The following is an 18,111-nucleotide window of genomic DNA, read 5'->3' as shown; positions in this document are numbered from 1 at the left end:
TCGGCATTTTTTATACATGAGGCGCTGAACAAGATGACGCGCCCATCAAAGGATCACCCATGACCAACAACGACATCGTCCAGAAACTCTGGAACCTCTGCGACGTTCTGCGGGACGACGGCATCAACTACTCGGACTACGTCACCGAACTGGTGCTGCTGCTGTTCATCAAGATGGTGCACGAGAACACCGAAGCCGGCACCCTTAAAAAGCACCCGCTGCCGGAAGGCTGCCGCTGGACCGACCTGAACGGCAAATCCGGCATCAACCTGCTGAACGATTACAAACGCATCCTGCTTAGCCTTTCCACCGGCAAGGACGGCGATGGTAACCTGGTGCACGACGACCCGCTGATCAGCGCCATCTACGCCGATGCCCAGACCCGCCTGCGCGAACCCCGCCACCTGGAGCAGATGATCAAGACCCTGGACCAGATCGACTGGTTCAGCGCCCGGAAAGACGGCCTGGGCGACCTTTACGAGGGCCTGCTAGAGAAGAACGCCAATGAAACCAAGTCCGGTGCCGGCCAGTACTTCACCCCCCGCGCCCTGATCAACACCATGGTGAACTGCCTGAAGCCGCAGCCGGGCGAGCGCATCCAGGACCCGGCCGCGGGCACGGCGGGCTTTCTGATTGCCGCCCACGAATACATCAAAAGCCAGACCGATGACCTGTACGAATTGAGCGACAAAGACAAAACCTTCCAGACCACCCAGGCTTACGTGGGCATCGAACTGGTGCCCGGCACCCGCCGCCTGGCCCTGATGAACTGCCTGCTGCACGGGATGGAAGGGGATGCCGAAGGCGTGGTGCACCTGGGCAATGCCCTGGGCCAGACCGGCGCAGGGCTGGAAAAGGCCGACGTGATCCTCGCCAACCCGCCCTTCGGAACCAGCAAGGGCGGCGACGCCAGCATCACCCGGGACGACCTGACCTACAAAACCAGCAACAAACAGCTCGCCTTCCTGCAGCACATCTACCGCAACCTCAAACCCGGTGGCCGCGCCGCCGTGGTACTGCCGGATAACGTACTGTTCGAAGCCGGCGTGGGCACCGACGTGCGCCGGGACCTGATGAACAAGTGCAACCTGCACACCATCCTGCGCCTGCCCACCGGCATCTTCTACGCCCAGGGCGTGAAAACCAACGTGCTGTTCTTTACCAAGGGCAGCGCGGTGGACAAGTACCAGGAAGAAAACTGCACCGAGAACGTCTGGGTCTACGACCTTCGCACCAACATGCCCAGCTTTGGCAAACGCACTCCGTTTGGCGACCAGCACCTAAAGCCCTTTGAGGGCGTGTATGGCGACAGCCCCAACGGCGACAGCGAACGGGAAGAGGGCGAATACAGCTTCCACTCCGACGCCATCGAACTGCCCGAACACAGCGACGAGAACGAAGGCGTGGACCCACGCCTGGCCCACAGCCGCTGGCGCCGCTTCAGCCGTCAATGGATTGCCGAGCACAAGGGCGACTCGCTGGATATTTCGTGGTTGAAGGACAGCGACAGTGTGGATGCGGCCAATTTGCCGGAGCCGAGTGTGCTGGCGGGTGAGGCGATGGGGGAGTTGAAAGCTGCATTAGGTGAACTGGAAGCATTGGTTACAGAGCTAGAGGATAAGTCGTGAAGGAAACAAATCACGCTCCAGGAAGTTGGGCTCGATGCTCGCTGGCAGATGTTGTCGTGCTCAACCCGAAGAATGACGCCAACGCTGAGCAAACGGCGGGCTTTGTTCCAATGGCACTAGCTCCTACTGATTATCACGGAGCGTTGCAGCACGAAGAAAAGCTGTGGGGAGAAATCAAAAAGTCCTATACCAACTTCGCTGATGGCGATGTCATATTCGCCAAGGTGACTCCCTGTTTCGAGAATGGCAAAGCGGCCATTGTGCGAGATATGCCCAGCGGAATTGGCGCTGGGAGTTCAGAATTCTACGTTCTGAGGCCGGCCAGTAAGGAAATTTCACCCAGCCTGCTCTTTGCAATCATCAAAACTCAGTCGTTCATGCAGCAAGGTGCAGAGAACATGACCGGTGCAGTTGGTCTGCGTCGGGTTCCAAGAACATTTGTAGAATCCTTCCCGATAGCGTTACCACCCCTCGCCGAACAGAAAGTCATCGCCGACAAACTCGACACCCTGCTGGCCCAGGTGGAAAACACCAAAGCCCGCCTCGAACGCATTCCGAAAATCCTCAAACGCTTCCGCCAGTCTGTTCTGGCTGCGGCGGTGAGTGGGCGGTTGACGGAGGAGTGGCGGGACCGAACTGGTTTGCCTGAATGGGGGGTAGCAGTCTTAGGTGACGTAATTGGAAACATTGATCAGGGGTGGAGCCCAAAATGCCACAATGAGCCCACTTCTGATGAATCCTGGGGGGTTATCAAAACATCATCAGTTCTTCCGATGGCATTTCTAGAAAATGAAAATAAAAAACTCCCGGATAGCCTCGATGTAAGGCCACAGCTACGTGTTTTAGCTAGCGACATACTCACGACAAGAGCAGGGCCTAGGTCGCGATGCGGTATCACTTGTTACGTCAGTAGCACATCAAAGAATCTGATGATTTGCGACAAGGTATATCGCTATAGAGTCATTGAGGGAAATGGGAGTAGCAAATTCCTAGCACTGCAGCTCAACAGCCCCAATGTGCTTGAGAAGATTGAAACTCTGAAAACGGGCATTTCCGAAAGTGGCATGAACCTGACTCAGAAAAAGTTTCGCCAATTAGAGCTCAACTGGCCCACGCCAGAGGAACAAACCGAAATCGTCCACCGAGTAGACCAACTCTTCGCCAACGCCGATCGCATCGAACAACAGGTCAACAACGCCCTGGCCCGCGTCAACAACCTCACCCAGTCCATCCTGGCCAAGGCCTTCCGGGGCGAACTCACCGAGCAATGGCGCCAGGACAATCCGGAGCTGATCAGCGGTGAGAACAGTGCAGAGGCGTTGCTGGAGCGGATCAAGGCGGAGCGGGCGGCTCAAAAACCTTCAGGACGCCGCAAAAAAATCAGGAAAACAGAACAGGCTGCTACATGACCGAGGAAATCGAAAACTCGACCGCCGTATCGGTGAATTGCCCTGCCTGTGCTGCCGTTAATGAATTGGATCAGCACCGCAAAATCGAGTGTAAAAAGTGCCAGAAGCCCATCACGGGCCATAAGTACGGTGCCCGAGGTGCTTTACCGGCGGTTTTAGCGTTCACTGTTGGCTTTACCGGGTACGGTCTGGTAGATCGCAATTTTCTGGACGCGAAGCGTTATCCCATGGAGCTGGAATACGCCATGGTTAATGCCTGCGCGAATGGGGATCAGAACGCCCTGTTACGTGAGGACTATGAGACCAAGCAGGAAGTCTGTTTATGTGCTGTGGGTAAAACGGTAGAAACGGTGCCCTACAGTGAGCTTGATGAAAGGAAGTCCGAACTAAGAGCGCTACTATTCAGCAAATTGCCTGAATGCCTGTGAAGCGGGGGCAGTTCTGATCTGCCCCCGCATGGAGTACGCTATTTATTTCGCTCGTGGCGGATTGTTTCCACGCCCTTTGCCAGATTTGCCACCCGTGGTGCTCGGACCATTAGGGGGCCGTTGACCACTGGAGGCCACATTCCTGGCAGCGGCCGATTGTGCTTTTGCTGCAAAAGAGCCTTTCGGGGTGTTTCCGCCATGTTGCTTTGCGGTCGCACTCTGAATACGTGCAGCAGCGGCCGGTGACATCGGTGTTTTTGCTTTGTTCATGGTATTTCTCCATCAATGTTTGGTTTGTGTCCCCGCTGGGACAGTTCAAAGATACACAGGGGGTCGGGGACAAATGGGGACGGAAAGAACACTAGAGCTTCAGAAAGCGATTGAGGCCTTAATCGCCAGGGTTGGATGGTCACGCAAGGCACTTGCCCGCCAACTTCACTGGGAGTTGTATGACACTGATGATGAGGAAGAGCTGAAACGTTTCGAAGAACGGCTCAAGAAGGAACTAACGCGGTCTACTACCAAACCTGAGCTACTGGAGCGTTATCTTGACGTTCTTCGTCAATTACCTGATGTAGAGAAGGCAGGACTTGTTGTACCGCAGTATGTCGCCACCAAACACCTGGACCCGGCTATTGAGTCTGTATTGATGGATCTCTCGAAAGATCTTTCACAATCGCTCAGGAATAAGAAACCAACATGAAGATCACGAATATGGCGACGTGGCCAACTCAACGGGCAGGAACGTAAAAAATACCACCTGCTATTTCAGGTGTCTTCGTCAGGTGGAAACATTTGCCCCTGAACCGCTGGCGGCTCGATATCAGCCAGCGATTTAACCGCTAAATCTCTCGAGCTTGCGATCTTTCGAAGCGAGTCATCGTGTGACCAGACTTCATCAGCCATGGTAGCCAGCGCGATACCGACAATCTGGCGGTCGTATTTTAGTTTGTTGGCAACCTGGCCGGGTGAGATCTGAGCAAGCTCTTTCCTGTCCGGAAGCTGGGCGCACTCAATGGCGGCCGCAGTGTCGAAATCCACAACTGCAAAGCAGGCACTTCCATTCAGAACATCCAGATACTCCTGATACTTGGATGTTTCCACACCAATCAGGAATTCCGACAAAACGGGGGTCGGTATAAGAATCAGAGCGTTCCTTCTCTCTGCTTCAGAGACAAATGCCTGTGCGCGCTCACCGACACGTTCCAGAACAGCATTCGTCTCGGGATGGGTAAGGCCCGTTTTATTCGGAGCAAGAATCTGGATCAGGATGTTGGTGTCGACTAATAATCTCAAATCAGCCTCTCAGATCCCTGGCCACTGCATGCGGATCGTCCATATCCGCCCATTTCAAACCACCAATAGACTTTAACTGGCCGACTACATCACCAACCTTGGCCGTATCCAGCTCCTGGTATGATTCTATTTTGAGCTTTTTGAGCCTCCAGCTACCTTCCGGCGATCGCTCCCAGGTACCATGCCCACTAACCCGAACCTGTTTGAACAGCAGGGAAGACAGCTCTCGGGCAATATCGATGGAGGCTTCGCAACGCAGCGTTTCCCCCTTAGCGCCTTCCAGGCTAACCGGGATGGTGTCATCCTTACCGCCAACGCGGTACAACCGACCCTGAACAGAACCGAGTTTGTTTACCACCAAGGGCTTCTCGTCATCTGGTCGTTTCCGGAATGACAGGATTCGAGTGTCAGTGTCGTTCAAAATCACACCTCCTGTGCCATCCTCATCCATGAGTTGCTGCAAACTTCGATACGCCGATAGCTGTTTCTTCGCGCCCATCCCGTTTGGCACTTCCCGCACATGGGTAAGAACCTTCTGATAGTGCAGGTCTTCAATATCCACATTAAGCATGGCGCTGCCCTTGCTGACCGAATCAAAATGCACATGCTCCACTTCTCCGAGCATGTCGGAGAGGTGGGTAATGTACTGCCCGAGGCGCTTCATTGAGAGCGTTTCGGGAGTGCGGTCATTTAACTTCAGGGTCAGTTTTTTCATAAAAATGATTATAGAAGGACAGTGGTCCACTTGCTACCGGGCGTTTGACACCAACACCCCCGGATTCAACATCCCCCTGGGATCCAGCGTTTTCTTTGTCGCCCTCAACACCTCCGCAAACAACTCCGGCCTTTGGCGGTCATAACCCGGGCGATGGTCGCGGCCCACGGCGTGGTGATGGGTGATGGTGCCGCCCAGGTCGATCAGGGTCTCCATAACCGCCAGCTTGATGTCATCCCACTGTTTTACCTGGTCGCCACGCCGGCCCGGGGCAATCACGGTGTAGTAGGGTGCCGGGCCGTCGGGGTAGACATGGGTGAAGCGGCAGGTGACGAAGGCCTTGCCGCAGATCTCCCGGGTGACCCTGTTCACGGTGTCCATGACACCCCGGTGGAAATCCTCGAACCTGTCCCAGGTAATGGCGGTTTCAAACGTCTCGGCCACCAGCCCCAGGCGGATCAGGGCATCCCGCATGTAGGGGGCGCGGATAAACTGCTGGCGCCAGTCGCCCGCCTGGCCCTGATCCGGTTTCTGCTCTTTGGCGGCCTGAACCGATCCGCCAGCGTCAGCGACGATCTCCAGTGCCCGTTCCATCCACGCATCTACCGGATGGTCCGCGGATTCAAATCCAACTATAAGTAAGTGCTTACTGCCGCCACCAATGCCGTTGATCATGGCTTCACGGGCATCGATCAGGCGGCAGTTGGTGGGGTAGAGACCGGACTGGGACAATCTGCGGACGCCTTCGGCTCCCTCCAGGAAATCGTTGAAATGCACCGTTCGGGTGGCCCGGAACTCCGGGCCGGATTGGAGGCGCATCCAGGCCGATGTGACGAAACCGAGTATGCCCTCGGAACCCAGGAACAAGCGGTCCGGTGAAGGGCCTGCCCCCGAGCCCGGTAACCTCCGGGTTTCCAGGGAGCCGGCGGGGGTTACCACACGGGTGGATTCCACCAGGTCATCAATGTGGGTATAGAGGGTTGCGAAATGACCACCGGAGCGGGTGGCAATCCAGCCGCCCAGGGTCGAGAACTCGAATGACTGGGGAAAATGCCTCAGGGTGTAGCCATGGGGCCTCAGCCCGTCTTCAAGGGCCGGACCGTAGATGCCGCCCTCGATATGGGCGGCGCGGGACTGGTGGTCCACTTCAATGATACGGTTAAAGCGCTCCATATCGACGGTAATGGTACCGGACCAGTCACCCTCGTAGCGGGGTTCCGTGCCTCCCACCACACTGGAACCACCACCGTAGGGGATCACCGCCGCGCCACAGCCGCTGGCATAGTCCAGTACATCGAGCAGCTCCTGCTCGTTGCCGGGGCGGGCAATCAGGTCCGGGGCGCAACGGTAATCACCGTCCAGCCCCCGCACGATGTCCCGGAAGGATTTACCATAGGTATGGCTGGCCCGGTCCCGGCGCTCTGTGGATATGATTGAGGCCAGCGACTCCGGAGGCTGGAGGCGGGGCGCGGGCATTGCCAGGTCCGCCAGCGCCGGCGGTGCCTGGCAGGTCAGCTCGGCATTTCCGAACTGCATACCCACCAGCTGGCGCAGCTGGCCCGTCTGGCGGTCGTCAAATGCACCTTCTTCATTACCCCAACCCCAGAAACTGCGTGTTGTCATGGACGTTCTCCATTTATTGTTTTGCATTCAGTCTAGTTCAGGGCAATAGTGAGTGATATCTGCCAACCCACCGAACGTTATGCCAAGCGGGAGTACCCTTGTGGAGACTGGTTGATGGCCACCCCGAACAGCGAAAAACGCAGGCTTGCTGCACTTGATCGCCTGGGTATTCTGGATACACCGCCGGAGGAACGCTTTGAGCGCCTGACAAGAATTGCGCGGCAGTACTATAAGGTGAAGGTTGCGCTTTTCACGGTGGTTGACAGTGAACGCCAGTGGTTCAAATCCAGGCAGGGTCTGGATGTATCAGAAACCCCGCGATCGGTGGCCTTCTGCGACTACGCCATCCGGCAGGACAAGGTCTTTCTGGTGGCCGATGCGGCGACAGATCCCCGCTTCAGTAAAAACCCCCTGGTGACCGGCAACCCCTTCATTCGCTTCTACGCCGGTATGCCGGTGCGGGAGCCCAGCGGTTTCAAGATTGGTACCCTGTGCATCATTGATGACAAGCCCCGGCAGTTCAACGAGGTTGACCTGGACGTGCTCCGAAGCCTGGCCAGTATTATCGAGGATGAGCTGGAACGCTCCTGCCTGGCGGCAACCGACCATGATTATGTCCAGGTGTCGCACCTCAGCCGGGCGATTCACCGGGCGCAGAATGTTTTTCTGACCAGTGACAACGAGCGGGCGGCATTCGAGCAGATGCTCAGCGATCTGCTGGCACTGACGGGCAGCCAGTTCGGCTTTATCGGCGAAGTTCTCCGCCATGCGGATGAAACGCCTTACCTGAAAATCGGCGCCATCACCAACATTGCCTGGAGCCCGGAAACCCAGGCGCTGTACCAGGAGGTGGAACGACGGGGGCTGGTCTTCGAGCGCCTGGACAACATCCTGGGGCGGCCCATGGTGACCGGTGATGTCATCGTGTCCAACGACCTGGAAACCGACCCTCGCCGAGGAGGCCTGCCCGAAGGCCACCCACCCATCGCGGCCTATATCGGCATTCCGGTGTTTTCCGGAGACAAACAGATCGGACTGGTCGGCCTTGCCAACCGGCTGGATGGCTATACAACGAGACTTGCCGAAGAGCTGGAACCGCTGCTGCAAACCGTGGGCAACCTGATCGAGCGCAAACGCCTCTATCAGGAGAAACGGGAACACCAGAAGAGCCTTGAGCAGGCCGCGAATTTCGACTCACTGACCGGATTACCAAACCGACGCAAACTGACTATGCTGTTCGAACAGGAGCTGTTTGAGGCCAACCAGCGCAAGGGACTGGTGTCCGTCTGCTTTATCGATCTCGACGGGTTCAAGGCAATCAACGACAAACACGGCCATTCCGTGGGCGACGCGGTGCTGAAATCCGTTGCCCAGAGCCTGAAATCCTGTGTGCGCAGCCATGATATTGTCGCCCGGCTTGGCGGCGACGAGTTTGTGGCCATACTGCGGGACGTGGAAGATGCGCGAGTGTATGCCCGCCTGCTGGAAGCCATTCGCCGACCTATCAGCTATAAACATTATATTCTGAACCTGTCGGGCAGTATGGGGGTAACCATCTACCCGGATGACGATTCAGATGTCGACCTGCTGATCCGTCATGCGGACCAGGCCATGTACGCGGCCAAGGAAGCGGGCAAGAATACCTACACCATTTTTGACCTGGATTCACATTTCTCCCGCAAGGCACGGGTAAAGGTCATCGAGGAGATCGGCGATGCCATCAGTCTGGGCCAGCTTGAGCTTTATTACCAGCCCAAGGTCAATTTTGCCAGGCAAAGCCTTGAAGGTTTCGAGGCCCTGATTCGCTGGAACCATCCCGGGAAAGGCCTGCTGAGCCCCGGCTATTTCCTCGAACACATCGAGTATACGGATTACGCCCGCACCGTCGGCAATTACGTGATCCGCGAGGCGGTGCTGCGATTGCAGGAGTTTGCACAACGCCAGCTCCCCTACACCCTCAGTGTTAACCTGAGCCCCTCCCATTTCCTGGCCCCTGATTTTCGTGATGACCTTGCCAGTGCTCTCGGCAATTGCCCCCGGGATATCCGTTCCCACCTGATACTCGAAATTCTCGAAACCACGGCACTGGATGACACCGAAAGGGTGCTGGAAAACCTTCAGGCATGCCGCGATCTGGGGGTGGATATTTCCCTCGACGATTTCGGAACGGGTTATTCGTCACTGGATCTTTTTCGTCGTCTCCCGGCCCGGGAAATCAAGATCGACCAGTCCTTCGTCATGGACATGCTGGATAATGCCGACAACCACATGATTGTCTGCGCGATTATCAGCCTGTCCCACAGTTTCGGGCGCCGCCTGGTCGCCGAGGGGATTGAATCCGGCGCCGTCGAGGCAAGGCTGATGGAACTGGGCTGTGAGCTGGGGCAGGGTTTCTTCTACAGCAAGCCCATGCCGTTGGCGCTGGCACTGGCATGGGCAGACAACTTTACCTGGGACAACCGGTCACCGGAACGAGCAGGCCCGTAGTCCCGGACTAGATACCCATGTCAGCCTCTTGCAGCCGGACACCGGCAATTTTCCAGGCGCCCTCTACCTGAACCATGCGGTAGTAGGCATCCCACCGTTTGCCTTCGGGGCCCTGCAGTTTCACAACCTGGATTTCAAAGTCCCTGTGCGGAACACGCCTGTCGAATTCGATCGCAGTGGCGCTGTGAACGGCAGGATAGGCCTGCCGGACCATATCGATAAACACCTGTGAGGAGCCGAAACGGCGCTTGATGCCGTCGGAGGCGTGTGCCCATGCCTCTTCCTGGTCGTCGTTGGCAAACGCTTCAATCTGGCGAAGTATCGTGTCCCGGATTTCCGCGTCTTTGTCAGCGGCCAGGGGCTGCGTTGTCCAGAGCGCGACCAGAGCCAGACAGGCAACCAGGATTACGATGTTTCGCCTGCTGATGCCGATGTATTTGTGACCCATGACAGCGCTCCTTCTGAGCAGCTCACTTTTTAATCAATACGGACACCGTCGTGCCATGGATCCTTTTCCCGATCTCGGGCCGACGCTCATTCAATAACCGGGGGAGTTCCTGCTTCACTGTCTCTGTCGTCGCCGCTTCGGTGCTGTTGCGCCCAAAGATGCGCATAGTGGCCACCCCGTGCCAGCAAATCATTGTGATGGCCGCTTTCGACAATACGGCCGTCATCCATTACCAGGATGGTATCCGCATCCCTGATGGTGGACAGCCTGTGGGCGATGACCAGTGTGGTGCGCTGGCGGCTGACTTCCTTCAAGGCACCCAGAATGGCCTGCTCGGAAAGCGAATCCAGGGAAGAGGTAGCCTCATCCAGAATCAACAGCGGCGGGTTCTTGAGGATGACCCGGGCAATGGCCACCCGCTGTTTCTCGCCGCCGGAGAGTTTCAGCCCGCGCTCGCCCACCTGGGTTTCATAACCATCGGGCAGACTCTGGATAAAGCTGTCCAGGTGAGCCATGCGGGCGGCCAGGTAGACCTCCTCCTCGCTGGCGTCAGGCCGGCCGTAGGCAAGGTTGCGATAGAGCGTGTCGTTGAACAGTACCGTGTCCTGGGGCACCACGCCGATAGTGGACCGCAGGCTGTCCTGGGTAACGGTGCGAATGTCCTGGCCGTCGATAGTAATGCGGCCCTGATCCACGTCGTAGAACCGGAACAGCAGGCGGGCGAGGGTGGACTTGCCGGCGCCACTGGCACCGACCACCGCCACGGTATGCCCGGCGGGGATGACGAAATCGATATCGCGAAGGATCTGGCGGTCCTGGCGGTAGGCAAAATGCACGTGATCAAACCGCACCTCGCCCTTGCTGACCACAAGAGCCCTGGCATCCGGGGCGTCCTCGATACCGGGCCTGTCACCCAGCAGCCCGAACAGGCGCTCCACATTCACCAGCGCCTGGCGGATCTCCCGGTACACGAAGCCGAGGGCATTCAGCGGGATGAACAGTTGCAGCAGGTAGGCGTTGATCATGGTGAAATCCCCCAGGGTGATCTCGCCACTGGCCACCTCCCGCACCGCCATGGTCATGATGGCAATCATCGCCAGGCCAATGATCAATGCCTGCCCGGAATTCAGTGCCGCCAGGGACAGCCGGTTTTTCAAGCGGGCTTTTTCCCAGTCGTCCAGGTCCTCGTCATACAGGTCGGCTTCAAACTTTTCGTTATTGAAGTACTTTACCGTCTCGTAATTCAGCAGGCTGTCCACGGCCCGGGAGTTGGACTGGTTGTCCCGGGCATTGGCCTCCCGCACGAATTTGGTCCGCCATTCGGTGACCTTGATGGAGAACACAATGTAGACCACCACTGCCACCAGAATCGCCAGCACATAGCCAACGTTAAACACCACGAACAGGATGGCGGCCACCAGCAGGATCTCCAGCAGCGTGGGTACGATGTTGAACAGGGTAAAGCGCAGCAGGAAGCTGATGCCGTTGGTGCCCCGCTCAATATCCCGGGCCAGGCCGCCGGTCTTGCGGTCCAGGTGGAACGCCAGCTCCCGGTTATGCAGGTGTTCGAATACCCGCAGCGACACCCGCCGCATGGCCCGCTCAGCGACCCGTGCGAATACCGCATCCCTCAACTCGCTGAACAGGGTGCTGCCAAAACGGAGCAGGCCGTAGGCGACGACCAGCAGTACCGGGATCCACAACAGAATCTCGCCGCCCCGGTTCTCGTCCAGATAGTCGACGATGTACTTCAGGGCCACCGGCGTGGCCACCGTCGCCAGCTTGGAAATCACCAGAAACGCCAATGCCAGGACAACACGACCGCGGAATTCCGCCAGGTAGGGCCAGAGGCCGGAAATGACTTTCCAGTCCGGTTTGTGGTCGGCGGGGTAATCGTTGTCGGCGTAGGCGCGCACGTTTATATCCTTTGGTCGGTTTGTCGGATTACGCTGCGCTAATCCGACCTACGGTCTCCGAGGTTGGGGAGCGCGCGGGGGTGGCAGGGTCTTCCGGGACCGTCAAAAGCCAGGGATGGCTTTTGTCGAGCGTACAGGGACGTATTTACAGCGTGTCCCGGAAGACCCTGCCACCCCCGCGCGCTCTGTCCCCCATGTATGATAGGTCTTGTTACTGGCAAAAATCGTAAGCTGACCAGAGTTTACCGTACCCCGCATCCAGGAGGCACATCATTAACATCCGTCATCGCAAGGCCCTGAAGCTGGCCGCCGATTTCATAAGCCCCTATAAAAGGGCTGTCGCCGGCGCTCTCATAGCCCTGGTATTTACGGCTGGCATCACCCTCGGACTTGGCCAGGGGCTGCGGATTCTTGTGGACCAGGGACTGGCGACCCAGTCGCCTGCAATGTTATCGAAAGCCGTTGGGCTGTTTTTTGTGTTGGTAATCGGGCTCGCTATCGGCTCCTTCGCACGGTTTTACCTGGTGTCCTGGATTGGCGAGCGGGTGGTGGCGGACATTCGCAAGCAGGTGTTCAATCATCTGATTGATCTTCATCCGGGATTTTTCGAGCAGAACCGGGCTCTGGAGATTCAGTCGCGGTTTACCGCCGATACCACCGTGCTGCAGTCGGTGATCGGCTCGACCGTTTCCATCGCCTTGCGCAACTCCCTGATGCTGGTGGGCGGGCTGATCCTGTTGTTTGTAACCAATGCCAAGCTCGCCGGCATTATTATCCTCGGCTTTCCGCTGGTGATTGTTCCCATTCTGGTTTACGGGCGCCGGGTTCGGGCGCTGTCCCGCCAGAGCCAGGACCGGGTGGCGGAAGTGGGCAGTTACGTGGGGGAAAACCTTACCCAGATCAAGACGGTGCAAGCGTTCAACCATCAACCCCATGACCGGCGCTTCTTCGCCCGGGTGGCGGAAAATGCCTTCGACATTGCCCGGGTGCGAATCCGTCAGCGGGCCTGGCTGACCACCATCGCCATATCCCTGGTGATGGGCGCCATTGGTGTGGTGATCTGGATTGGCGGGCTGGATGTAATTTCCGGGCGCACCAGCCCGGGTGAGCTGGCAGCGTTTGTTTTCTACAGCCTGCTGGTGGGCCTGGCAGCCGGGGCGATCAGCGAGGTGATAGGTGAACTGCAACGGGCTGCCGGGGCGGCTGCGCGGATTTTCGAGCTGCTGCAGACGCCCACGGAAATCCGTGTGGAAGCGGCCGCAAGCCAGAAGTTGCCGGCGCAGATTCGGGGCAATATCGAGATCCGCCATCTGACCTTCAGCTATCCGTCCCGGCCCGATACCCGGGTTCTGAAGGACCTTTCCCTGAACATTCGCGCCGGCGAAACCGTGGCTCTGGTCGGCCCTTCCGGGGCCGGCAAGTCCACTCTGTTCGACCTGTTGCTGCGATTCTACGATCCGGGCCAGGGCCGGATCCTGATCGATGATATCGACAGCCGTCAGATACCCCTCGAGTACCTGCGCCGGTGTTTTGCCCTGGTGCCCCAGAACCCCGCGCTGTTTCACGGCACCATCGCCGATAACATCCGTTATGCCCGTCCGGATGCCAGTGACGAAGCCATGGTGGAGGCGGCCCGTATCGCCCACGCCGATGAGTTTATCCGTGACCTGCCAAAGGGTTATGAAACATCCCTGGGTGACACCGGGCTGGGGCTTTCCGGGGGCCAGAAGCAACGTCTGGCAATTGCCAGGGCATTGCTGGCGGATGCACCTATACTGTTACTGGATGAGGCAACCAGCGCCCTGGATGCGGAAAGTGAGCACCTGATCCAGCAGGCCATGCCCGGGCTGATGTCCAACCGCACAACGCTGGTGATTGCACACCGGCTCGCCACCGTCAGGCACGCCGATCGTATTATTGTTCTGGAGGCCGGGATTATTCAGGATATCGGTAAACATGACGAACTTGTCGAGCGCAATGCGTTGTACCGACGGCTATCGGAACTCCAGTTCCGGGAGGACAATCCGGCGTGGAATACGTAGAAACATCAGGGCCGGATTTTCAAACCCCATGGCCATTTCGTGTATGCTGACAGGACCAAACCGAATTCGAGGAGAGGCAAAGTGACGAACAAAGAATTGCAGGCACTCAAAGAACGTTATGTTGCAGCCGGCGCTGCCAGCCCCAATGAGCAGTTCGCCGATCACGCGACCAATGCCGAACTCTGGGATGCGGATGGCAAGCGGATGATCGACTTCGCCGGCGGCATCGGTGTACTGAATATCGGCCATCGTCACCCCAAGGTGGTTGAGGCAGTAAAGGCACAGCTGGACAAGCTGATGCACACCTGCCAGACCGTTATGCCCTACGAGGGCTATGTGAAGCTGGCGCAGAAGCTCAGCGAAGTGGTTCCCGTCAAGGGCCACGCCAAGGTCATGCTGGCCAACTCCGGCGCGGAAGCACTTGAAAACGCCATGAAGATCGCCCGGGCCGCGACCGGCAAGACCAACGTCATCTGCTTTGATGGCGGTTACCACGGCCGCACCTTCTACACCATGGCCATGAATGGCAAGGCTGCGCCTTACCAGACGGATTTCGGGCCCATGCCGGGTACTGTCTTCCGCGCGCCTTACCCCGTCCCTTATCACGGTGTCAGCGAAGACGAGGCACTTCGTGGCCTGAAGATGGCCATGAAGGCGGACTCACCAGCCAAGGACACCGCGGCCATTGTGATCGAGCCAGTACTGGGCGAGGGCGGTTTTTACGCCGCACCGGCCAGCTTCCTGAAAGAGATCCGCAAGATCTGCGATGACAACGGCATCCTGATGATTGCCGATGAAGTCCAGAGCGGCTTTGGCCGCACCGGCAAGATGTTCGCCATCGAGCACAGCGGTGTCGAGCCGGACATCATGACCATGGCCAAGAGCATGGCCGATGGCATGCCCATTTCCGCCATCGTGGGCACCGACAAGGTCATGGACTCTTCCGGCCCCAACTCACTGGGTGGCACCTACACCGGCAGCCCCACCGCCTGTGCTGCGGCCCTGGCGGTATTCGATGTGTTCAAGGAAGAGGACATCCTGGGCAAGAGCCAGCGCCTGGGCAACAAGCTGCGCAAGCGCTTCGACCAGTGGCAGGAGCAGTTCCCCCATGTGGACAACGTGCGCAACCTGGGCCCCATGGCGGCTATCGAGCTGGTTACTGACAAGACCAGCAAGGAGCCGAGGGCTGACTTTGCGGCCGCAGTCACCAAGAAGGCCAAGGAAAACGGGCTTATCCTGCTGAGCTGCGGCATGTATGGCAACACGATTCGTTTCCTGATGCCGGTCACCATCGAGGACAACGTCCTTGAAGAAGGCCTTGGTATCGTGGAGCAGGCCCTGAAAGAAGTGGGCTGACCGTCTGCCAGGCAGGTGCTCGTCAGTCCTGCCGCTGCCTGACAAACAAAACGCTGGTCAGTTTCTGCTGACCAGCGTTTTTTTATGCCGGTGTATCGAGAGTGTTGCACTACAGCAGTTTGTGAATTTCCTTCCAGAGCCGCCGGTAAGCGTCGGCAGCCGGTGAAGACCGGTCCATCAATTCGACCGGCTGGCCGCTGTCGCCCATTCTTTCCACCACACTGGCGTTCGGAATCAAGGCATTCAGCCCGCCCTCAAGGTGTTTTTTCCGATTGATCACCATTTCCCGATGCAGATTCTTGCGCCGGTCCACCATCGAAAAGAAGGGGTGCAGGCGGCCGGGCTTGAGTTTCTTGTCCCTGGCGAAGTCCTGCAACTGATGCCAGCTGTTCAGCGCCAGCCAGGTAGGCACAACAGGCACAAACACGCCATCGGCGGTTTTCAACACCTGCTCGGACAACCGGGACATGGATGGCGGGCAGTCCAGGACCACCAGGCTGGTTTCCTCCGAGAGGGGGGCAAGCCAGTTCTTGAGGGTGTTGTTGCTCTCGTCCTTGTCCAGCCGGACATCAAGATTGCGGAAGCTGTTGTGGGCGGGGATAAAGTCCAGGTTGGGGTAGGCACTGGCGCGGATGAATTTGCCAATCGGGGTTTTGCCATCCATCAGTGCGGCCAGTTTCCGCCCCTTGATTTCCTCGGTTCCAGCCAGATACCAGCTGGCAGCCCCCTGCGGATCCAGGTCCCACAGGAGTGTCGGGATGCCGGCCTGGCTTGCCAGGTAGGCAATATTCACAGCTGCTGCGGTTTTCCCTACGCCGCCTTTGAGGCTGTAGAACGCTATGATTTTCATGCTCCCTCCAGAAGCCCTGTCGGATGACGGCTGCCAGCTTAACCGATCCCACCTGTGGTTGTGTTGCAGTTATATGACAGCGGGCAGCAAAAGTCAGTAACGCTGAATATACTCGGGGACCGTCGGACATGCCTTCGGTTATTAACCGTTTAATCGTATACTGCCCGAAGCGTTTTTAGGTATGCTGAGCCCATACCAGCATTACTTACCCGACCCATCAGGCTGATTTATGACCTCCCCGGAAACCCAGTCAAGACCGACACACAAACCCAGGCCGTGGATAGACCTGCTCGTCAGCATTATTATTCCCTCGGTCATCCTTATGAAGCTGAGTGGGGACGAGTACCTGGGCAGTGTCATGGCTCTGGTTATTGGCCTTGCCTTCCCCCTGAGCTGGGGGCTGTTCGAGCTGGTGCGATACCGCAAGTACAACTTCATCGCGGTGCTGGGTGTGATCAGCGTTGGACTGACCGGCGGCATCGGCCTGATGGAGCTGGATGCCGGCTGGCTTGCCATCAAGGAAGCGGCGGTTCCCGCGGTGATTGGTATTGCGGTGCTCCTCTCCACCCGCACCAAGTATCCGCTGGTGCGGACACTGCTCTACAACCCGACGGTACTGAACGTGGACAAGATCCAGGCGGTGCTGAAGGAGAGGGGCAGTGAGCAGGAATTTGAAGAGCGCCTGCTCAAGGCCAGCTACTTCTTCAGCCTGACCTTCCTGTTTTCATCGATCATGAATTTCGTGCTGGCCAAGTGGATTGTCACCAGTCCCTCCGGCACCCAGGCCTTCAACGAAGAGCTGGGGCGAATGACCCTGGTCAGTTACCCCATGATCGCCATTCCCTCCATGATCATGATGATCGCCATTTTCTATTACCTCTGGCGCTCCATTCGCAGGCTCACCGGTTATACCCTGGAAGAAGTCATGGCACCGCATCTGGCGGCCCAGCATGAGAGCAAGTCTTCCGATTCCACCACCGGCAAGTAACTTTCCCCGGCTCTGAACTGCACCGACATTACCGGGCACGGATGATGTTGTTACAAACTCTTTCTTGAATATTTCGAGCGCTCGTTCTATTTTTATAGAAGGAGGGCAGGAAATGACAAAAACAGATACAACAACAAGCCCGAGCCATCAGAATGATCAACCGTACCTGCGGGTCGATGGCAAGATTGCATTGATCACCGGTGCTGCCGGTGGCCTTGGCAGCGCCTTTGCGGAAGCACTCCTCCGGGCCGGTGCAAGCGTGATTCTGAGCGGTCGCCGACGCGCCCCCCTGGAGTCTCTCCAGGACAGCCTCGGTGCCATCAGCAGCCAGGTCCACGTGGTCACCATGGATGTTACCGATGAAACCAGCGTGTCAGAGGCCTTCGATACCATCGCCGAGGATGTCGGCATTGCCGATATCGTGGTCTCCAACGCCGGTGTCGCCACCAGCCGGAAATCCCTTGATCTGACCGGACAGGATTGGGACCGTGTCCTTGATACCAACCTGAAAGGCTGCTGGCTGGTCTGTAACGAGGCCGCCCGACGCCTCTCAAATGTATCCCGGGGCGGCAGCCTCATCATGATTTCCTCGATACTGGGCCACCGGGTTGCCGGTAATGTCGCCCCTTATGCCGCAGCCAAGGCGGGCGTAGAACAACTCACCCGGGCGCTGGCACTGGAATGGGCCCGATACGGTATCCGCGTTAACGCCCTTGCTCCCGGCTATATCGAAACCGACCTTAACCGGGATTTTTTTGCTTCCGAGCCCGGCCAGAAAATGATTCGCCGGATTCCCCAGCGCCGGCTTGGCCAACCCGATGACCTGATTGCACCTCTTCTCCTGCTTGCCTCCGGCAGTTCCGGTTACATGACCGGCAGCACACTGGTGGTAGATGGCGGCCATCTTCAATCTTCCCTGTAAGGA

The 18,111-nt window shown here is 57.8% G+C and carries 16 protein-coding genes; 9 read left to right on the top strand and 7 right to left on the bottom strand.

The window, feature by feature from the left end; genetic code table 11:
• Positions 1-59: 59 nt before the first annotated feature.
• From HLUCCO03_RS18265 to HLUCCO03_RS18255, 3 genes are read left to right on the top strand one after another with little or no spacing between them, the layout of a single operon-like run.
• Positions 60-1,628 carry an N-6 DNA methylase gene (locus tag HLUCCO03_RS18265; protein WP_027830276.1) on the top strand — a complete coding sequence of 523 codons (1,569 nt, stop codon included), beginning with the start codon at positions 60-62 and terminating at the stop codon, positions 1,626-1,628.
• A complete protein-coding gene (locus HLUCCO03_RS18260; RefSeq protein WP_027830275.1) occupies positions 1,625-3,037 on the top strand; it encodes a restriction endonuclease subunit S in 1,413 nt (470 codons plus the stop codon). The genes HLUCCO03_RS18265 and HLUCCO03_RS18260 overlap by 4 nt, the downstream gene beginning before the upstream one ends.
• Positions 3,034-3,465, top strand: coding sequence for a hypothetical protein (locus HLUCCO03_RS18255; RefSeq protein ID WP_027830274.1), 432 nt, complete (start codon positions 3,034-3,036; stop codon positions 3,463-3,465). Before HLUCCO03_RS18260 ends, HLUCCO03_RS18255 begins: the two co-directional genes overlap by 4 nt.
• 42 nt (positions 3,466-3,507) lie before the next feature.
• Here the strand turns inward: HLUCCO03_RS18255 and HLUCCO03_RS19450 are convergent, their stop codons facing one another.
• Positions 3,508-3,714 (bottom strand): hypothetical protein, encoded by a 207-nt coding sequence (locus HLUCCO03_RS19450; protein WP_367142382.1) that lies wholly within the window; start codon positions 3,712-3,714, stop codon positions 3,508-3,510.
• A gap of 94 nt (positions 3,715-3,808) precedes the next feature.
• Between HLUCCO03_RS19450 and HLUCCO03_RS18250 the strand changes: the two genes are divergently transcribed.
• Positions 3,809-4,168 (top strand): hypothetical protein, encoded by a 360-nt coding sequence (locus tag HLUCCO03_RS18250; protein WP_027830273.1) that lies wholly within the window; start codon positions 3,809-3,811, stop codon positions 4,166-4,168.
• Between the two features lie 65 nt (positions 4,169-4,233).
• Here HLUCCO03_RS18250 and HLUCCO03_RS18245 read toward each other — a convergent pair whose 3' ends face one another.
• From HLUCCO03_RS18245 to HLUCCO03_RS18235, 3 genes are read right to left on the bottom strand one after another with little or no spacing between them, the layout of a single operon-like run.
• Complete coding sequence (locus HLUCCO03_RS18245) at positions 4,234-4,761, bottom strand: PIN domain-containing protein (protein ID WP_036197121.1); 528 nt, start codon at positions 4,759-4,761, stop codon at positions 4,234-4,236.
• A 1-nt stretch (position 4,762) separates the two neighbouring features.
• Positions 4,763-5,476, bottom strand: a complete 714-nt coding sequence (locus HLUCCO03_RS18240; protein ID WP_027830272.1) for a hypothetical protein — start codon at positions 5,474-5,476, stop codon at positions 4,763-4,765.
• A 33-nt stretch (positions 5,477-5,509) separates the two neighbouring features.
• Positions 5,510-7,099 carry an FAD-binding oxidoreductase gene (locus tag HLUCCO03_RS18235; protein ID WP_027830271.1) on the bottom strand — a complete coding sequence of 530 codons (1,590 nt, stop codon included), beginning with the start codon at positions 7,097-7,099 and terminating at the stop codon, positions 5,510-5,512.
• Between the two features lie 114 nt (positions 7,100-7,213).
• Here HLUCCO03_RS18235 and HLUCCO03_RS18230 point away from each other — a divergent pair, with 114 nt between their 5' ends.
• Positions 7,214-9,586: a GGDEF and EAL domain-containing protein gene (locus tag HLUCCO03_RS18230; RefSeq protein ID WP_036197118.1), complete on the top strand. Its 2,373-nt coding sequence runs from the start codon at positions 7,214-7,216 to the stop codon at positions 9,584-9,586.
• Between the two features lie 7 nt (positions 9,587-9,593).
• Here the strand turns inward: HLUCCO03_RS18230 and HLUCCO03_RS18225 are convergent, their stop codons facing one another.
• Together HLUCCO03_RS18225 and HLUCCO03_RS18220 are read right to left on the bottom strand one after the other, a co-directional pair.
• A complete protein-coding gene (locus tag HLUCCO03_RS18225; protein WP_027830270.1) occupies positions 9,594-10,034 on the bottom strand; it encodes a DUF4864 domain-containing protein in 441 nt (146 codons plus the stop codon).
• 86 nt (positions 10,035-10,120) lie between these two features.
• Positions 10,121-11,950: an ABC transporter ATP-binding protein/permease gene (locus HLUCCO03_RS18220; protein ID WP_027830269.1), complete on the bottom strand. Its 1,830-nt coding sequence runs from the start codon at positions 11,948-11,950 to the stop codon at positions 10,121-10,123.
• Between the two features lie 296 nt (positions 11,951-12,246).
• Between HLUCCO03_RS18220 and HLUCCO03_RS18215 the strand changes: the two genes are divergently transcribed.
• Together HLUCCO03_RS18215 and gabT are read left to right on the top strand one after the other, a co-directional pair.
• Positions 12,247-13,992: an ABC transporter transmembrane domain-containing protein gene (locus HLUCCO03_RS18215; RefSeq protein WP_027830268.1), complete on the top strand. Its 1,746-nt coding sequence runs from the start codon at positions 12,247-12,249 to the stop codon at positions 13,990-13,992.
• A gap of 81 nt (positions 13,993-14,073) precedes the next feature.
• Positions 14,074-15,348: a 4-aminobutyrate--2-oxoglutarate transaminase gene (gene gabT, locus HLUCCO03_RS18210; RefSeq protein ID WP_027830267.1), complete on the top strand. Its 1,275-nt coding sequence runs from the start codon at positions 14,074-14,076 to the stop codon at positions 15,346-15,348.
• A gap of 109 nt (positions 15,349-15,457) precedes the next feature.
• Here gabT and HLUCCO03_RS18205 read toward each other — a convergent pair whose 3' ends face one another.
• A complete protein-coding gene (locus tag HLUCCO03_RS18205) occupies positions 15,458-16,198 on the bottom strand; it encodes a ParA family protein (protein WP_027830266.1) in 741 nt (246 codons plus the stop codon).
• 229 nt (positions 16,199-16,427) lie between these two features.
• Here HLUCCO03_RS18205 and HLUCCO03_RS18200 point away from each other — a divergent pair, with 229 nt between their 5' ends.
• Complete coding sequence (locus HLUCCO03_RS18200; RefSeq protein ID WP_027830265.1) at positions 16,428-17,186, top strand: VC0807 family protein; 759 nt, start codon at positions 16,428-16,430, stop codon at positions 17,184-17,186.
• A 112-nt stretch (positions 17,187-17,298) separates the two neighbouring features.
• Positions 17,299-18,108 carry an SDR family NAD(P)-dependent oxidoreductase gene (locus HLUCCO03_RS18195; protein ID WP_051603731.1) on the top strand — a complete coding sequence of 270 codons (810 nt, stop codon included), beginning with the start codon at positions 17,299-17,301 and terminating at the stop codon, positions 18,106-18,108.
• Positions 18,109-18,111 lie beyond the last annotated feature (3 nt).

It is taken from the genome of Marinobacter sp. HL-58, from assembly GCF_001314605.1.
In the GTDB taxonomy this organism is placed as follows: domain Bacteria; phylum Pseudomonadota; class Gammaproteobacteria; order Pseudomonadales; family Oleiphilaceae; genus Marinobacter.
Note: the sequence above shows the minus strand (reverse complement) of the source record. Positions and strands in the feature narration are given on the sequence as shown.